The organism is Elusimicrobiota bacterium, assembly GCA_016182905.1.
In the GTDB taxonomy this organism is placed as follows: domain Bacteria; phylum Elusimicrobiota; class Elusimicrobia; order UBA1565; family UBA9628; genus GWA2-66-18.
Window position 1 is genome coordinate 50385 of sequence record JACPFR010000018.1, and the last position, 13686, is coordinate 64070.

The following is a 13686-nucleotide window of genomic DNA, read 5'->3' on the forward strand; positions in this document are numbered from 1 at the left end:
TTGAACGGCCTCGACATCATCCTGGAGGACTCATGATCCGACTTTCCTCGCTGCTGCTGGCCCTGCTCGCGACGACCGCCCGCGCGGAGTTCTCCGTCCCGGGCTTCGAGCTCGTCTACTCTTATCCCGTCGAGACGGCCCTCGCCGAGCCCGACCTGCGCCTGGCCCAGGACGCCTGGCCCGCGATGTTCGACGCGGCGCAGAAGACGATCGACATCGAGCAGTTCTACGTGACCCCGTCCACGGGCGAGCCCCTCGAGCAGTCCCTCCAGGCCCTCGAGCGCGCCGCCGCGCGCGGCGTGAGGATCCGCGTCCTCCTCGAGAAGAAGTTCGAGAAGAACTCGCTCGACGGCATCGCGCGGCTCAAGTCCATCCCCGGCCTCGACCTGCGCATCATCGAATGGTCCAAGGTCAACGGCGACGGGATCGTCCACGCCAAGTTCTTCGTCGTCGACTCGACGCAGGCCTTCGTCGGCAGCCAGAACTTCGACTGGCGGGCCCTCAAGCACATCCACGAGCTCGGGCTGAGGATCACCGACGCCGGCGTCGTCGCGAGCGTCCAGCGGGTGTTCGAGCACGACTGGAAGGAGGCCGACACGAGGGTGTACGAGCTCGGCTTCAAGCCGGAGCCGCCGCCGGCGCCCGCGAGCCGCGACGCGGACCGCTCCGGGCGGGCCTACCTCGTCGCCAGCCCGTGGCGGAAGAACCCGCCCGGGGTGGGGGACTCCGAGTCCGAGCTGGTCCGGCTCATCGGCGAGGCCAAGTCCGAGCTGGCCGTCCAGCTCCTCGACTACAACCCGACGACCTACTCCCGTCCCAAGCGCTTCTACGCCCCGATCGACAACGCCCTGCGCGACGCGGCGGTGCGCGGCGTGAAGGTCAAGCTGCTCGTCTCCCACTGGAACACCGACGAGCAGTCCGTCGTCCACCTGAAGAGCCTTTCCCTGATCCCCGGCGTCGAGGTGAAGGTCATCACCGTGCCCGAGGCCAAGGAGGGCCGCATCCCCTTCTCGCGCACCGCGCACTCCAAGTACATGGTCGCCGACGGCAAGGTCGCCTGGGTCGGCACGAGCAACTGGGCGGGGGGCTACCTCGACTCCTCCCGAAACCTCGAGATCGTGGTGAAGGACGAGTCCCTCGCCGCGCGCGCCGCGAGGATCCACGCCCATCTGTGGGGCTCTCCTTACGCCGAGCCGCTGCAGCTCCTGAAGGACTACCCGAAGCCCCGGAAATGAGGAAGGCGCTCGACACCGCCGCGCTCGGCTTCGCCGGGCTGTGCCTCGGCCTGGCCGCCGGCGCCCTGCCCGCGGCGGCGTCGGCGGAGGCGAGGCTGGAGCTGTCCAAATCCCAGCTGGCCCTGACGCTCGGCCTGGGGCTGTGGACGCGCGCCTTGGCCTCCGGCTTCGCCGGCGCGCTCGTCGACCGCTTCGGCGTCCGCCGCGCCCTGCGCGGCGCGGCGGCGGGCGCCGCCGCCGCCGGGCTCGGCCTCGGCCTCCTGTTCCTCGGCGGGAGGGAGGAGACGGCGTTCGTCGGCGTCGCCATCCTGCACGCCGCCCTGTGCTATTTCCTGGCCTTCGCCGGGCCCGCCGCGGCCCGCATGAACGCCGCGCGCCTCGAGCCCGCGCTCCGCGGACGCCACTCCGGCCTTTACGGCGCGATCGCCTTCCCGGCCGAGTTCCTCGCCCTGCCGGCCGGCCTGTGGCTCGGCGGGCGTCTCCCCGCCGCGGCCTTCGTCTTACTGCCGGCCGGCGCCGCGCTCCTCGCCCTCGCCGCCGCCTTGCTCGCCCCCCGCGGGACGCGGGAGGACGAGCCCCATCCCCGGCTCGCCGAGCTCGCCGTCCTCGCCCGCCGCCGGGACGTGCTCCTGCCCGCCTCCCTCGAGGCCTGCGCGGGGGCCGCGCGCTGGGGCCTGCTGGGCTGGTCGGCGCAATTCCTGAACGAGGTGCACCACGTCCGGCTCGGGACGCCGCTGTTCGGCGCGGCGCTCGCCGCGGCCGCGGGCGGGGCCTTCCTGGGCCCCGTCCTCGCCGGGCTCGCGTCGGACAAGGGCTTCGGCGGACGCCGCGGGCCCGCGGCGGCGGTCTTCTTCGCGGCGCTGACCGGGGCGCTGATCGGCCTCGGCCGGGCGCTGGAGCCGGTCACCGCCGTCGCTTTCCTGGGCGCGGCCTGCGCCGCGTCCTTCGGCGTCCACGCCCTTCTCAGCGGCGCCGCCGCGATGGACGCCGGCGGCCGGCGCTCGGCCGGCGCGGTCTCCGGCCTGCTCGACGGCGTCCACCACGCGGCCGGAGGGCTCGCGATGCTGCTCGTCGGCGCGATGATCGACCGCGGCGGCTGGGCCGCCTGGACCCGCGCCTTGATCCCCTTCGCCGTCGCCGGCGCCGGCCTGTCTTTCCTGCTTGGCGCCTTTAAGGCTGAAGCTCCGGATCCTTGCCCTTGAGCAGCTGAGCGACCGGAGCCTGGCGCTTCTTCGGCACCGCGTGCCAGATCTTCACCGCGAGGGCGAGGCCGATCAATGAGAAAGGCACCAAGAAGACCGGCCACCAGAACCAGTTCGACGCGATCTTCGCCGCGTCGCCCGTAGGCGTGATCGAGCCGATGATGACGGACTGCAGGCCGGTCCCGAGATAGACCATGCCGTCGACGATGCCGACGGCGGCGCCCGCGTTCTTCGCGCCGCCGAAATCGGTGGTCGAGGTGCCCGAGAGGATGCCGTGCACGCCGATGACCGCCATCGACATCAGGATGACCGCCGCGCCGGCCCACCACAGCGCCTGATCGAGGGTGAACGCCAGGACCACCGCGCAGATCGCCATGAGGCCGTAGAGGACGCCCGCCATCGGCGCGCGCCGCGATTGGAAGAGACGGTCCGAGGCCCACCCGGTCAGGATGGAGCCGGCCACGCCCGCCAGGAACAGCACCATGCCCCAGTTCTGGACCACCCAGAAGGTCTTCTTGAAGCCGACCTCGGCCGCGAACAGCGGATACCAATGCATGATGCCGTTGCGCAGGATGCCGGAGCAGAATTCGATCCCGCATACGACGATCAGCACCGGATGGGTGACGATCTTCTTGAAGACCTGCATGACCGGCAGGCGCTTGCCGTCGTGGGACAGGGCTTCCTCGCCGGTGTCGAAATCCTTGTAGCCCGCCTCGCCGGGGGAGTCGCAGAGGTATCTCCACATGATGATCCAGGTCACGCCCAGCAGGGCCGCCGGGACGAAGAAAAGCCACCAATTCTGGTTCATCCCGGTGCCGCTCGGCAGGAAGAAATGGGCGATCGAAGCCCAGACGCCGAGCTTCTCGGGCAGGGCCGCGCGCGTGGCTTCGACGATGGCGAAGCCGGTCCCGCGCTCGCGAACGTGGAACCAAGGGGCCTTGACGGTCACGATCGCGACGGCGCCGTAGCTCTGGAAGTGCATGTTGATCGCGTACAAGACCATGAACATCCAGAACAGGGAGATGTTCCAGCCCCAGTTGCCCATGCCGTACAGCGCCAGGCCCATGACGGCGTTGACGATGAGCGCGCCGCCGGTGCCGACGAGCATCGCGTTGCGTCCGCCGAGCTTGTCGGTGAGCGGCCCGGACGCGAGGAACGAGACGCCGTAGACCCACGCGCCGACGGCGAAGATCGTCCCGAATTGAGCCTTGGTCATCAGGGCGTCGCCGAGCGCGCTCTTGGCGACGGTCAGGTTGTAGCGCCCCATGTAGAGGAATGCGTAGGCCAGGCCCATCGGGACCCAATTGAGGGCGCGGCGAAGACGGTAGTCGAAAGCGTGGCGGGGATAGTCCATAGGGGAAATCATACAATAGAAGCATGATTCCTCAATCGATCGGTCACGTGACGCAAAAAGCCCTGCTCGACGCCCTGCTGGACGAGACGGCGGCCGCCGCGAAGCGGGGGAACGCCATCGTCGTCTTCGACCTCGACGACACCTTGTTCTCGACGGCCGACCGCCACCTGCGCATCCTCGCGGAGTTCGCGGCGATGATCGAGGGAAGCGACGCCCGCTCGGCCGGCGTCCTGCGCGGCATCGCGCGCGAGAAGCTGCGCTACTCGATCTCCGACACGGCCAAGGACCACGGCCTCGAGGAGAAGCTCGCCAAGGACCTGCGCGACTTCTGGTTCGCGCGCTTCTTCAAGAACCCGTACCTGCTCGAGGACTCGATCATCGCCGGCGGGCCGGAGTACGCGGCCGAGGTGATCGCGCGCGGGGGGAAGTCCTTCTACATGACCGGCCGGGACGAGGGCATGCGCGAGGGCACCGAGGCGTCTTTGCTGCGCCACCGCTTCCCGGACCCCGACGGCAAGGGCGCCACGCTCGTGCTCAAGCCGCGCTTCGACACGCCCGACTTCGCCTTCAAGAACGAGGCCCTGCACCGGCTCGCGGAGTTGGGCGCGGTCGTGGGCTCCTTCGAGAACGAGCCGGCGCACGTGAACATGTTCGTCGAGCGCTTCCCGAAAGGCAGACACTTCCTGCTCGAGACGAAGCACTCGGGCAAGCCCGTCGAGCTCCACGCCGGCGTCCACCGCATCAAGGACTTCCGCCGCTAGGGGGGACTATCCTCACGGATAGTCCCGACTGTTTCCGGAAACAGTCAGCGGGCGGGCAGACGCTCCAGGAGGAATCGCATCGCGTTCCCTCCCATCACCGACGCGATGTCCTTCTCCGGCATGCCCTGCCTCATCAGCGCCTGGGTGATGAGCGGCATGCCCGACGCGTCGAAGGGCTGGGCCACCGCCCCGTCGAAGTCCGAGCCGAGCGCGACGTGCCGCGCGCCGGCGACCTTGACGGCGTGGACGATCGCCCGCGCCGCGGCGTCGGCGTCGTCGCCGCAGGTGGCGATCCTCCAGAAGCCGATCGCGATGAGGCCGCCCTTGGCGGCGATGCGCCTGAGCTGATCGTCCGTGAGGTTCCGCTCGTTGGGGCAGGTCCCGCGCACGCCGGTGTGCGAGACTATGGGGGGCGTCTTGCCGAAGGCGAGGACGTCGTCGATGAGCGCGGGCGAGGCGTGGGCGACGTCCACGATCATGCGCAGCTCCTCGAGAGCCGAGAGGACCTTCCGCCCGAACTCCGACAGCCCGGCGCGGCTCGTACCGTGGGCCGACCCGCCGACCTCGTTGTCGATGAAATGCGTCAGCCCCACCATGCGCACGCCCATGTCGTACAGCGCCGCGACGCTCTCGAGCTTCCCGTCCAGGGCCTGGGCGCCCTCGACCGACAGGAGGCCCGCCACCGTCCCCGTGCCGCGGGCCGCCAGGTAGCCCGACAGGTCCTCCCGCGCGAGGATCACGACGAGCCGTCCGCCGGAGCGCGCCGCCGCGCCGTCGAAGGCCGCCGCCTGGTGCCTCGCCCGCTCCAGCTTGCTCGTCCAGGTCTTCCGCGGCCAGCCCGAAGCGACCGCCAGCGCCGTGATCAGGTCGCCCTGCCCCGCGTCGTTGCTCTTGATGTTGATGCCCTTGGGCGCGTGGGTGACGATCGAGAACACCTGGAGCGCCGCGCCGCCGTCGACGAGGCGCGGCACGTCGACGTGGCCGAGCGCGTTGCGCCTGAGCAGGTCGCGGCCCCAGAACAGCGGGTCCGCGTGCATGTCCGCGACGGTCAGGCGGGAGTGGAGCGCCCGCGCCTCGGGGGATACGGCATAGGGGGGGCGAGCCAGGACCTTATTGACCCTCTTCTCGGCTTGGGCCGTGATGAGGTTCTCGGCGGCGGCGGGCAGCGCCAGCAGCCCGACGCACAGCGCCGCGGCGGCCCTCACTTGCCGAGCAGGTCCGCGAAGAACTTCTTCTTGTTGGGCACCGCGTGATAGGCGGCGACCTTGTCGAGGCGCGCGATCAAGGTGATGTAGGTGCCCGCGTCGAAATAAACGCCGTGCTTGTGCAGCACGCTCATCACCCGCGCCTGGTCCTTCTTCAGGAGCTCGAGCAAGGTGGGGAGCTTCTTCTTGGCGGCTACGCCGCCGTGCTTTCTTTTTGCCATTCAAAAGGCCCCTTGGGGAAGTTCATCGCGAGCTTGATCGCGGTGTCGATGTCGGATTTACCGGCGGTACCCTCGGAGACGAGCCGTTCTGCCTCTAATATGATGGCGCCCGCAAGGTTACTCCAAATGTCCTTCGCCGTTAAAAGGTTTCCAGGAGCGAGGTCGTTCTGCACCCGCATGTTCTCCCCGATCTTTTTGCCGTTCTCGTAAACGTAAAATCCCTTCCCCGTCTTCCGCCCAAGCTCGCCCGCCCCCACGAGCTTCTTCTGGAGGGCGGGCGGCGCAAATCGTTCCGGTCTCCCCAGAGCCTCATAGATGGCCGTCGTAATGGCCAGGTTCGTGTCCAGCCCGATCAGATCCATGAGTTCAAATGGGCCCATCGGCACGCCGCCAATGCCGCGAGCGCCGTCATCAACGGCGGCGCAGCTCGTCTGTGTATTGACCATCCGCTGCGCCGTGACGTAATAAGGCCTCATCACGCGGTTGACGATGAACCCCGGCACGTCCTTCACATCGACCGGCGTCCGCCGCAGGCCCATCAACAGGAACTCCCACGCGGCCTGGAACGCTTCCGGAGAGGTCTCATCCGTCCGTATCATCTCGACCAGCTTCATCGCGACGGGGGGGTTGAAAAAGTGCACGCCGAGGGTCCTCTCCGGCGATTTGGCCCTCTTCATGATCTCCGCGACCGACAAAGAGGACGTGTTCGTCGCCAGAAGCCCGTCGGGGCAGACCTCCGAGAGCTTCTCGAACAGCTCCTGCTTCAGCGCCAGATCCTCCGGCGCCGCCTCGATGACCAGGTCCGCCCCCGCGAGGTCGTCGATATCGTTGACCGCGGAGATGGAATGGAACGCTCTTTCCGCCTGCTGCGTGGAGAGCTTCCCTTTGAGGACCGCCGTGTCGAACGACTTCTTCAGGCGCCCCGGGAGCGCCGCCAGCGCCGCCGGCAAGGCGTCGTGCACCTTCACGGAGAACCCGGACTGGGCGCACAGCTGAGCGATGCCCGCGCCCATCGTGCCCGCCCCCACGACCGCCACGCGCTGGATCATCGCCTCAGACCTTCTTGACCGGCGGCGCCAGCTTCATGCGGCTGAGGATCCCGCTCAGCGCCATCTCGCCGCGGGACTCGTGATGGCCCGTCCTCAGGTTGTGCAAGGTCGTGAGGAAGCGCGAGGGGCGGAACAGGTAGTTGCTGCCGTAGAACACCGCGAAGCCGAGCCAGTTGTAGATGCGCAGCCACCGGGACGAGATGTGGTCGGTGTAGGAGATCGTTTCCGTGATGTCCACGTAGGCGAGCTTGTCGAAGTACTCGTCGTCGTGCTTGATCTTGCCTTCCTTGACCAGGCGCGCGTACAGCTCCGACCCGGGATAGGGGGAAAAGGCGCCGACGGAGACGTCGTGCGCCCCGTGCCAGGACATCTTCACGAGGAACCACAGCGTCTTCCACGTGTCGAGGTGCGTGTCGTCGGGCATGCCGATGATGATGTTGAGCTTGACGTTGAGCCCGGCCTTCACCGCGTCGCGCAGGGACTGCGTCAGCCGGGGGATGCTGACGTTCTTCTTCATGCGCTTGAGGCTCTCGGCGGAGCCGCTCTCGGGCGCGTAGTTCATGTTGCGGCAGCCCGAGGCGTACAGCCATTTGGAGACCTCGGCGTCGATGGCCTCGGAGCGCGTGCCGCTGGGCAGCTGCCAGGTGATGCCGAGCTTGCGCTCGACGAGGCCCTTGGCGAACTCGAGGATCCAGTCGCGCTTGACGATCGCGGTGAGGTCGTAGAAGTCCACGTTGCTGACGCCGAAGCGCTTGACGTAATCCTCGATCTCGTCGAGGACGAGGTTCGGGGCGCGCGCGATCCAGCGCGTCGTCCACATCACCGGGTTCGAGCAGAACGTGCACTGGTAGGGGCAGCCGCGGGAGGCGAGCATCGGCATGCTCTTGCCGCGGTTGACGCCGTAAGAGAGGAAGTTGTCCCAGTAGGCCCTGAGCGGGATCAAGTCCCAGGCGGGCTTGGCGATCCGGTCCACGGAGCGGATGCGCGCGCGCTCGCCGGTGAGGAGCACGCCGCCGCCGTCGCGCAGGGCCAGGCCCTTCACGAGCTTCAGGTCGCCGCCCTTCTCGAGCGCCGCCGCCACCTCGACGATGGTCTCCTCGCCCTCGCCGAGGACGCAGACGGAGAGGCCGGGGCACTGCTTCATGCTGACGGCGGGCTCGGCGGTGAAATGCTCGCCGCCGGCGACGAGCGGGATGCCCGGGCGCGCGGCGCCGATCTTGTTGATCAACTCGCGGATGTGGACCCACTCCGAGGAGAACATGCCGGAGACGCCGATGAGGCCGGCGTCCCTCGGTATCCGCTCGCAGATCTCCTCGAAGGTCAGCCCGCGCAGGACGAGGTTGTAGGCGATCGGCACGCTCTGAAGGGGCTTCTCCCCGATGCCGTCGATCAAAACGACCTCGTGGCCGGCCTCGCGCAGGGCCGAGGCGATGTAGGCGAGGCCGATGGGAGGCGTCAGGGACGCGATGTACGAGACGGGGTTAACGATCGACGGGGGCCGGACGAGGCAGATCTTCATGTCTTCCCCTTAAGGATAGCCCCGTCGAGGACCCGCGTCAATGCCGCGCTCACCCGGGCTTCGTCCCGGAGACCCGCCAGGAGGTCCCGACGTAGAAATCCACGTGCGCGTCCTTCCAGCCCTCGACCCAGGAGCGCGCCTGCGCTTCGGTGATCAGGTGGGTGGTCGGGGCGTTGAGCTTGTCGAAGACGTTCAATAAACGACGTTGGTAGGTCGAGTCCCGAAGGTTCTTGCAGTACGAATAATACGGGAAGGTTTCCGGAAGGGGGAGGCGATAGAAGGTGTGCATGAGCGCGGTGCCGACGACGGTCAAGACATGGCTCAGGCCCATGACGACGGGCCGCGGAAGGTAATCCAGGAAATATTTCTTCAAGGGCTCCAGGATCCAATACACGAATCCGTTCCCTTCCCGCGAGTACAGCCAGAAGATGATCCTCCCGCCCGGCTTGACCAAGGTCTTCAGATGCGCGGCCGTCGCGTCGGGGTCCTGCGTGTGGTGGACGACGCCGACGGAATACACCACGTCGAAGCGCTCGCCGGTGTCCCACTTGGCGATGTCGCCGGAGACGATCTCCACGTTCGGCAGGTCCTTGAGCTTCTCCCGGGCGATCGGGGAGGTGTTGAGGTCCACGCCGACGACCCGCTTGGCGTACCTCGCCGAGAGCCGCGAATGATGCCCCGGCCCGCAGCCCGCGTCCATCACGGTCTTACCGGCGAAGCTCTCGATCGTGTTCGGGTGGATCCAGGCGCGGAACAGCCACTCGTCGTTGTCCTGGAGGTTCGTCCAGAGATAGTTCCATTCCTGCTGATTGGCTTGCATGGTCATGTCAGTGTCCCCAGGTCAGGGCCCTCAGCCACAGTGCGGCCGCCCTGGCCTGCCCCTGGAAGGCCCAGACCAGGACGTTCGCGCCGAGCCAGGCGGAGGAGGCCCGAGTGAAGCGCTTCTCGCCGGCCGCGTCGCGAGCGGCCTTCATGCCGACGACGGCGAGGAGCACGATGAACGGCGAGACGCCCTGGCGGTAGCGCGAGGCGTAGCCGCCGAAGAAGGTGAACACGATGAGCGAGCACAGCACCGCGCCGGCGACGGGCCACAGCTCCTTGCGGCGCGCGGCGACGGCGCAGCCGAGCAGCCAGAAAGGGACGATGAAGGCGTAGGTCCAATCGTACTGCGGGAGGAACGGGTACAGGATGCTGAGCAGGTTGTAGACGTAAGCCTTGGCGATCTGGCCGGCGGTCAAGGTCGCGGCCAGGGCCTTGTAGGCGCGGGCGAAGTCCGCGTCGCGCTCGAGCTCGCTCATCGTCGCGGGAGGCGCGTGGCGCTCCCCGGCGAGGCCCATCTTGGCGGCGGGGAGGTACAGCGACAGGTAGCCGACGCTCTTGCCGACGGAGCTGGCGGGCATGATGCGTCCAAGTGCCGCAAAATTCCTCCCGACCCATACGCCGACGATCAAGGCGACGACGGCCAGGGCCGAAAGCGCCTCCTTGCGGGAGAATCTCGCCCAGAGATACGGCATGAGCAGGATCGAGCAGACGATGTACGGGAGCGGCTCGGGGCGGACGAGGTAGAGGCAGGCGGAGAGCGCGGCGAAGCACACGGCGCGGCGCAAGGGCTTCCAGGACGGGTGGTAGAGTCCCCAGACGGACAGCACGAGGAAGAAGCTGTACAGGCACTCGCTGAGGGGGGCGGCGGCGGGGACGATCAGATCGTAGTAGAGGGCCGCGACGGCGCCGCAGGCGACCGCCCACTTCTCAGGGACGAAGCGCCGGGCGAGATCGAGCAGGATCACGCAGGTCAAAGCCCCGAGGAGGCACTGGGCGGCGATGACCGCCTCGGGCGAGGCGCCGAAGAGGACGCGCAGCCCGGCGAGGAAGAGCGGGTAGCCCGGCATGCGGGAGGCGGCCTCGCCGTTCGGGCCGAGGTAGCGCCCGGTCTCGACGAGATTGCGCGCGAAGGCGTCGTACTCCAGCGCGTCGCCGACGAGCGGGAGCGTCCCCTGGAGCCGCCAGAACGCGAGGCGGGCCGCCAGCGCCGTCCCGAAAACGGCGGCCGCCGCCCTCATGCCTGTTTCAGGCGGCCCGAGCGCCAGGCCTCGATCGGGAAGGCGACGCAGGCGAAGAGCGGGATCACCGTGGTGAAGAAGCGGTCGAGCAGGCCCGGGGCCAAGGCGCGCGTGAGGATCACGCAGCCCTCCTGGAACGCCCAGAACCCGGCGAGGAGGACGAAGAAGAAGCCGGCGTTCGCCCGCAAGGTGCGGAAGCCGAGCAGCAGGGCGCCGAGCGCGCCGGACGACTCGCGGCGGCGGGCGGCGGCGATCGAGGAGACGGCGCCGAGGCCGAAGGCCGCCAGCTTGCCCAAGGCGAGGATGAGGTAGAGGCCGGCCATGGAAACGCCCTGGGAGAGGCCCGCGTGGAGGAGCCAGTAGGCCAGCGGCGTCGTCAACAGGCCGAACACGAACAGCAGCGGGTAGGGGATGATGAACAAGGTCCCGGTCTCGACGAGGCGCCGCGGATCCACGCTCCGCCCGTCGCCGAGCCACAGCTCGGCGAAGAACGTCGTCACCACGACCGTCATCAGCGCTCCGAGCAGGACGCCCAGCATGACGGAGCCGGGCAGGCCGGGGGAGAGCAAGGACAGGAGGTTCTGGCCGAGCAGTCCCAGCAAGGGTGGAACGACCAGCCAGGGTCGCGTCAGCGCGCGGTCGCGGACCTCGTCTATCAAGCGCCCCACGTCTATCCGGGGATGAAAGGCTCTTCGGACATCTTGGCCGCGACCGGCGTCCACGCCGGGACCTTCAAGCCGAACTTCGCGGCCTTGTCCTTGATGTCGGCGGCGAAGGCCTGCCGGACCTCGTCGTTGTCGCGCTTCTTCAGGCCGTACTTGCGGTAGAGCGCGTTCTTCGGCGAGTTGGCGCGGCCGAAGATGTTCATCGTGCGCGGGTACCCCTTGTCGAACGCCTTCTGGAGGTCGTCGTGCGTCTTCGGGTCCTCGGACAGCCTCTTCGCCCACTGGTCGCCGTGCGCCATGTGCATCTCCTCCTCCTTGAAGATGCCCTCCATGCCGTCGCACCAGGGCTTGTAGGAGCAGTCGAGGGAGTCCTCGAGCTGATGCCCCGCGCCGCGGTCCATGCAGAAGTTGAACATGATGAAGTCGTACCAGGTCTCGATCGGGTAGTAGAAGATGTTGACGCGCTTGTCGTCGGCGGCGCGCAAGGTGCCGATGTCGTCGGCGTCGACGCGCAGGTTGAAGTTGTGGGTCTTGTAGTACTCGTCGACGTCCACGCCCATGCCCTCGAGCAGGCGGTACATCACGCGCGCGTGGCGCACCTCGTCCTTGACGATCTGCGCGACCTGCAGGGTCTCCTTGATGTCGGGGGACTTCTGGATCCACGGCACGTAGCCGAACGCGCCGGCCAGCTCGGAGTCGGCCTGCATCGACATCAGGTTCGTGAGGTGCTCGCGGTAGTCGTCGCTCATCTCGGACAGCTCGGTGATCTTCTGGCCCTTGGCGATCTTGGCGAGGAGCTTCTCTTCGCGGATGCGGTTCGGTTCGAGGGTCATCTCATTCTCCTTTGAACTGCGCGGGGCGCTTCTCGAGGAAGGCCGTGACGCCTTCGGCGTGATCGGACGTCTTTCCGAGGACCTCCTGCAGCTGGGCCTCGTACTCCATCTGCTCGTCGAGCGACGGGGACTCGGCGGAGCGGTTGACCGCCCGCTTGGTGAGCGCGAGCGCCAGCGGGGGCATCTTCACGAGCTCGGCGGCGAGCATCTGGGCCTCGACGAGGACGAACTCGGCGGGCACGACCTTGTTGACGAGGCCGCAGGCGAGGGCCTGCTCGGCGGTGACGGGCTTGGCGAGCCACATGTGCTCGAGGGCCTTCGAGTAGCCGAGGAAGCGGGGCAGAGAGTAGGTCATGCCGGAGTCGGGGACCAGTCCGACGCGGACGAAGGCGTTCAAGAAGGTGGCCTTCTCAGCGCACACCTTTATATCGGTCGCCAGGATTATGCTGGCGCCGGCGCCCGCGGCGAGGCCGTTGATCGCGCCGATGACGGGCTTCTCCAGACGCCGGATCTGAGCGACCAACGGATTGAAGTGGTCGCGGAGCTCGTCGCCGAGGGAGAACGACTTGACGGACTGCCGCTTCTTGAGGTCGCCGAGGTCGGCGCCGGCGCAGAAGGCGCGGCCGCTCGCGGTGAGAATGACGGCCTTGACGGACTTGTCCGAGGACGCTTTTTTGAGCGCTTCGCGGATGCCCTTCATCATGTCCAGGGTCAATGCGTTCAGGACTTCGGGGCGATTCAGGGTGAGAGTGAGGACGCCGTCTTTGAGCTCGTTGAGGAGATCCATGCTCATTTGCCGCTCCAAACGGGCTTTCGTTTTTCCGCGAAGGCCTTCATGCCCTCTTTCTGGTCCTGCGTGTCGAACAAACGGTAAAACGACTGGCGCTCGAATGACAGACCTTCCGACAACCGCGAATCTAACGATTCACGGACTGAAGCTTTCGCCGCCTGCACGGCGAGCGGCGGTTGAGCGGCGATGGTGTGGGCCAACTTTTTAGCTTCGCTTAAAAACGATTCCACCGGCACGACTCGATTCACCAAACCCAATGACAGGGCCTCGCGCGCCGTCAGTTTTCGGCCCGTGAGGTTCATCTCCATGGATAAAGCCTTGCCGACGGCTTTGGTCAATCTCTGAGTGCCTCCGGCGCCGGGCATAACGCCTATTAATACCTCCGGCTGGCCGAAGACGGCGGTTTCGGAAGCGACGATCATGTCGCAGGCCATCGCCAATTCGCATCCGCCGCCCAAGGCGAAACCCGAAACGGCGGCGACGACCGGCTTTTTCAGGTTCCCGATCCGGTCCCAATTCGACAGGTGGCGAGCGAGCTGCTTTTCGGCGGCTGCGCCGCCGGTGATATCCTTCATCTCGGCGATGTCGGCGCCGGCGGCGAACGCCTTCGGAAGACCCGCGAGGACCATGGCGTGGATGCTCGGATCTCGGTCGAATCCGCCCAAGGCCTCGGAAACGGCGTCCATGACGGAGATCGACAGAGCATTCAACGCCGACGGACGATTGATCGAGACGACGCCGATCTTTCCTTCGACCTCGACCAACACCTCGGCGGCGGCGGTCTGAGCCATC

Annotated in this window: 14 protein-coding genes; 3 read left to right on the forward strand and 11 right to left on the reverse strand. The window is 67.5% G+C overall.

Features of this window, described 5'->3' with window-relative positions; genetic code table 11:
• The first annotated feature begins 32 nt into the window (after positions 1 to 32).
• Together HYV14_06895 and HYV14_06900 are read left to right on the forward strand one after the other, a co-directional pair.
• Positions 33 to 1235 carry a phospholipase gene (locus tag HYV14_06895; protein MBI2385725.1) on the forward strand — a complete coding sequence of 401 codons (1203 nt, stop codon included), beginning with the start codon at positions 33 to 35 and terminating at the stop codon, positions 1233 to 1235.
• A complete protein-coding gene (locus HYV14_06900; protein MBI2385726.1) occupies positions 1232 to 2437 on the forward strand; it encodes an MFS transporter in 1206 nt (401 codons plus the stop codon). Before HYV14_06895 ends, HYV14_06900 begins: the two co-directional genes overlap by 4 nt.
• Here HYV14_06900 and HYV14_06905 read toward each other — a convergent pair.
• Positions 2406 to 3791 carry an MFS transporter gene (locus tag HYV14_06905; protein MBI2385727.1) on the reverse strand — a complete coding sequence of 462 codons (1386 nt, stop codon included), beginning with the start codon at positions 3789 to 3791 and terminating at the stop codon, positions 2406 to 2408. The genes HYV14_06900 and HYV14_06905 overlap by 32 nt on opposite strands.
• Positions 3792 to 3814: 23 nt before the next feature.
• On the opposite strand from HYV14_06905, the gene HYV14_06910 reads away from it, so the two are divergent.
• Positions 3815 to 4552, forward strand: a complete 738-nt coding sequence (locus tag HYV14_06910; GenBank protein MBI2385728.1) for a hypothetical protein — start codon at positions 3815 to 3817, stop codon at positions 4550 to 4552.
• Positions 4553 to 4596: 44 nt separating this feature from the next.
• Here the strand turns inward: HYV14_06910 and HYV14_06915 are convergent, their stop codons facing one another.
• The 10 genes from HYV14_06915 to HYV14_06960 are packed head-to-tail and all read right to left on the reverse strand — an operon-like array spanning position 4597 to position 13685.
• On the reverse strand, positions 4597 to 5757 hold the full coding sequence (locus HYV14_06915; protein ID MBI2385729.1) for a membrane dipeptidase: 1161 nt from the start codon (positions 5755 to 5757) through the stop codon (positions 4597 to 4599).
• Positions 5754 to 5978 (reverse strand): hypothetical protein, encoded by a 225-nt coding sequence (locus tag HYV14_06920; GenBank protein ID MBI2385730.1) that lies wholly within the window; start codon positions 5976 to 5978, stop codon positions 5754 to 5756. The genes HYV14_06915 and HYV14_06920 overlap by 4 nt, the downstream gene beginning before the upstream one ends.
• Positions 5951 to 7027, reverse strand: a complete 1077-nt coding sequence (locus HYV14_06925; protein ID MBI2385731.1) for a 3-hydroxybutyryl-CoA dehydrogenase — start codon at positions 7025 to 7027, stop codon at positions 5951 to 5953. Before HYV14_06925 ends, HYV14_06920 begins: the two co-directional genes overlap by 28 nt.
• 4 nt (positions 7028 to 7031) lie before the next feature.
• Positions 7032 to 8546: a B12-binding domain-containing radical SAM protein gene (locus HYV14_06930; protein MBI2385732.1), complete on the reverse strand. Its 1515-nt coding sequence runs from the start codon at positions 8544 to 8546 to the stop codon at positions 7032 to 7034.
• A 49-nt stretch (positions 8547 to 8595) separates the two neighbouring features.
• Entirely contained in the window at positions 8596 to 9372 is a 777-nt protein-coding gene (locus tag HYV14_06935; GenBank protein ID MBI2385733.1) for a class I SAM-dependent methyltransferase, read from the reverse strand.
• Between the two features lies 1 nt (position 9373).
• Entirely contained in the window at positions 9374 to 10606 is a 1233-nt protein-coding gene (locus HYV14_06940; protein MBI2385734.1) for a hypothetical protein, read from the reverse strand.
• Complete coding sequence (locus HYV14_06945; GenBank protein ID MBI2385735.1) at positions 10603 to 11274, reverse strand: hypothetical protein; 672 nt, start codon at positions 11272 to 11274, stop codon at positions 10603 to 10605. Before HYV14_06945 ends, HYV14_06940 begins: the two co-directional genes overlap by 4 nt.
• A 2-nt stretch (positions 11275 to 11276) precedes the next feature.
• Positions 11277 to 12104 carry a phenylacetate-CoA oxygenase subunit PaaI gene (locus HYV14_06950; protein ID MBI2385736.1) on the reverse strand — a complete coding sequence of 276 codons (828 nt, stop codon included), beginning with the start codon at positions 12102 to 12104 and terminating at the stop codon, positions 11277 to 11279.
• A 1-nt stretch (position 12105) separates the two neighbouring features.
• A complete protein-coding gene (locus tag HYV14_06955) occupies positions 12106 to 12897 on the reverse strand; it encodes an enoyl-CoA hydratase/isomerase family protein (protein MBI2385737.1) in 792 nt (263 codons plus the stop codon).
• The gene (locus tag HYV14_06960) at positions 12894 to 13685 is read right to left on the reverse strand and encodes an enoyl-CoA hydratase/isomerase family protein (protein MBI2385738.1); all 792 of its coding nucleotides are present in this window, start codon (positions 13683 to 13685) and stop codon (positions 12894 to 12896) included. Before HYV14_06960 ends, HYV14_06955 begins: the two co-directional genes overlap by 4 nt.
• Position 13686: the final 1 nt, after the last annotated feature.

What these genes read in the sequence shown, in the direction of transcription:
- HYV14_06920 (MBI2385730.1), bottom strand. Translation starts at nt 5,978, where the DNA reads ATGGCAAAAAGAAAGCACGGCGGCGTAGCCGCCAAGAAGAAGCTCCCC.
- HYV14_06900 (MBI2385726.1), top strand. Translation starts at nt 1,232, where the DNA reads ATGAGGAAGGCGCTCGACACCGCCGCGCTCGGCTTCGCCGGGCTGTGC.
- HYV14_06895 (MBI2385725.1), top strand. Translation starts at nt 33, where the DNA reads ATGATCCGACTTTCCTCGCTGCTGCTGGCCCTGCTCGCGACGACCGCC.
- HYV14_06940 (MBI2385734.1), bottom strand. Translation starts at nt 10,606, where the DNA reads ATGAGGGCGGCGGCCGCCGTTTTCGGGACGGCGCTGGCGGCCCGCCTC.
- HYV14_06950 (MBI2385736.1), bottom strand. Translation starts at nt 12,104, where the DNA reads ATGACCCTCGAACCGAACCGCATCCGCGAAGAGAAGCTCCTCGCCAAG.
- HYV14_06925 (MBI2385731.1), bottom strand. Translation starts at nt 7,027, where the DNA reads ATGATCCAGCGCGTGGCGGTCGTGGGGGCGGGCACGATGGGCGCGGGC.
- HYV14_06905 (MBI2385727.1), bottom strand. Translation starts at nt 3,791, where the DNA reads ATGGACTATCCCCGCCACGCTTTCGACTACCGTCTTCGCCGCGCCCTC.
- HYV14_06935 (MBI2385733.1), bottom strand. Translation starts at nt 9,372, where the DNA reads ATGACCATGCAAGCCAATCAGCAGGAATGGAACTATCTCTGGACGAAC.
- HYV14_06955 (MBI2385737.1), bottom strand. Translation starts at nt 12,897, where the DNA reads ATGAGCATGGATCTCCTCAACGAGCTCAAAGACGGCGTCCTCACTCTC.
- HYV14_06910 (MBI2385728.1), top strand. Translation starts at nt 3,815, where the DNA reads ATGATTCCTCAATCGATCGGTCACGTGACGCAAAAAGCCCTGCTCGAC.
- HYV14_06960 (MBI2385738.1), bottom strand. Translation starts at nt 13,685, where the DNA reads ATGGCTCAGACCGCCGCCGCCGAGGTGTTGGTCGAGGTCGAAGGAAAG.
- HYV14_06930 (MBI2385732.1), bottom strand. Translation starts at nt 8,546, where the DNA reads ATGAAGATCTGCCTCGTCCGGCCCCCGTCGATCGTTAACCCCGTCTCG.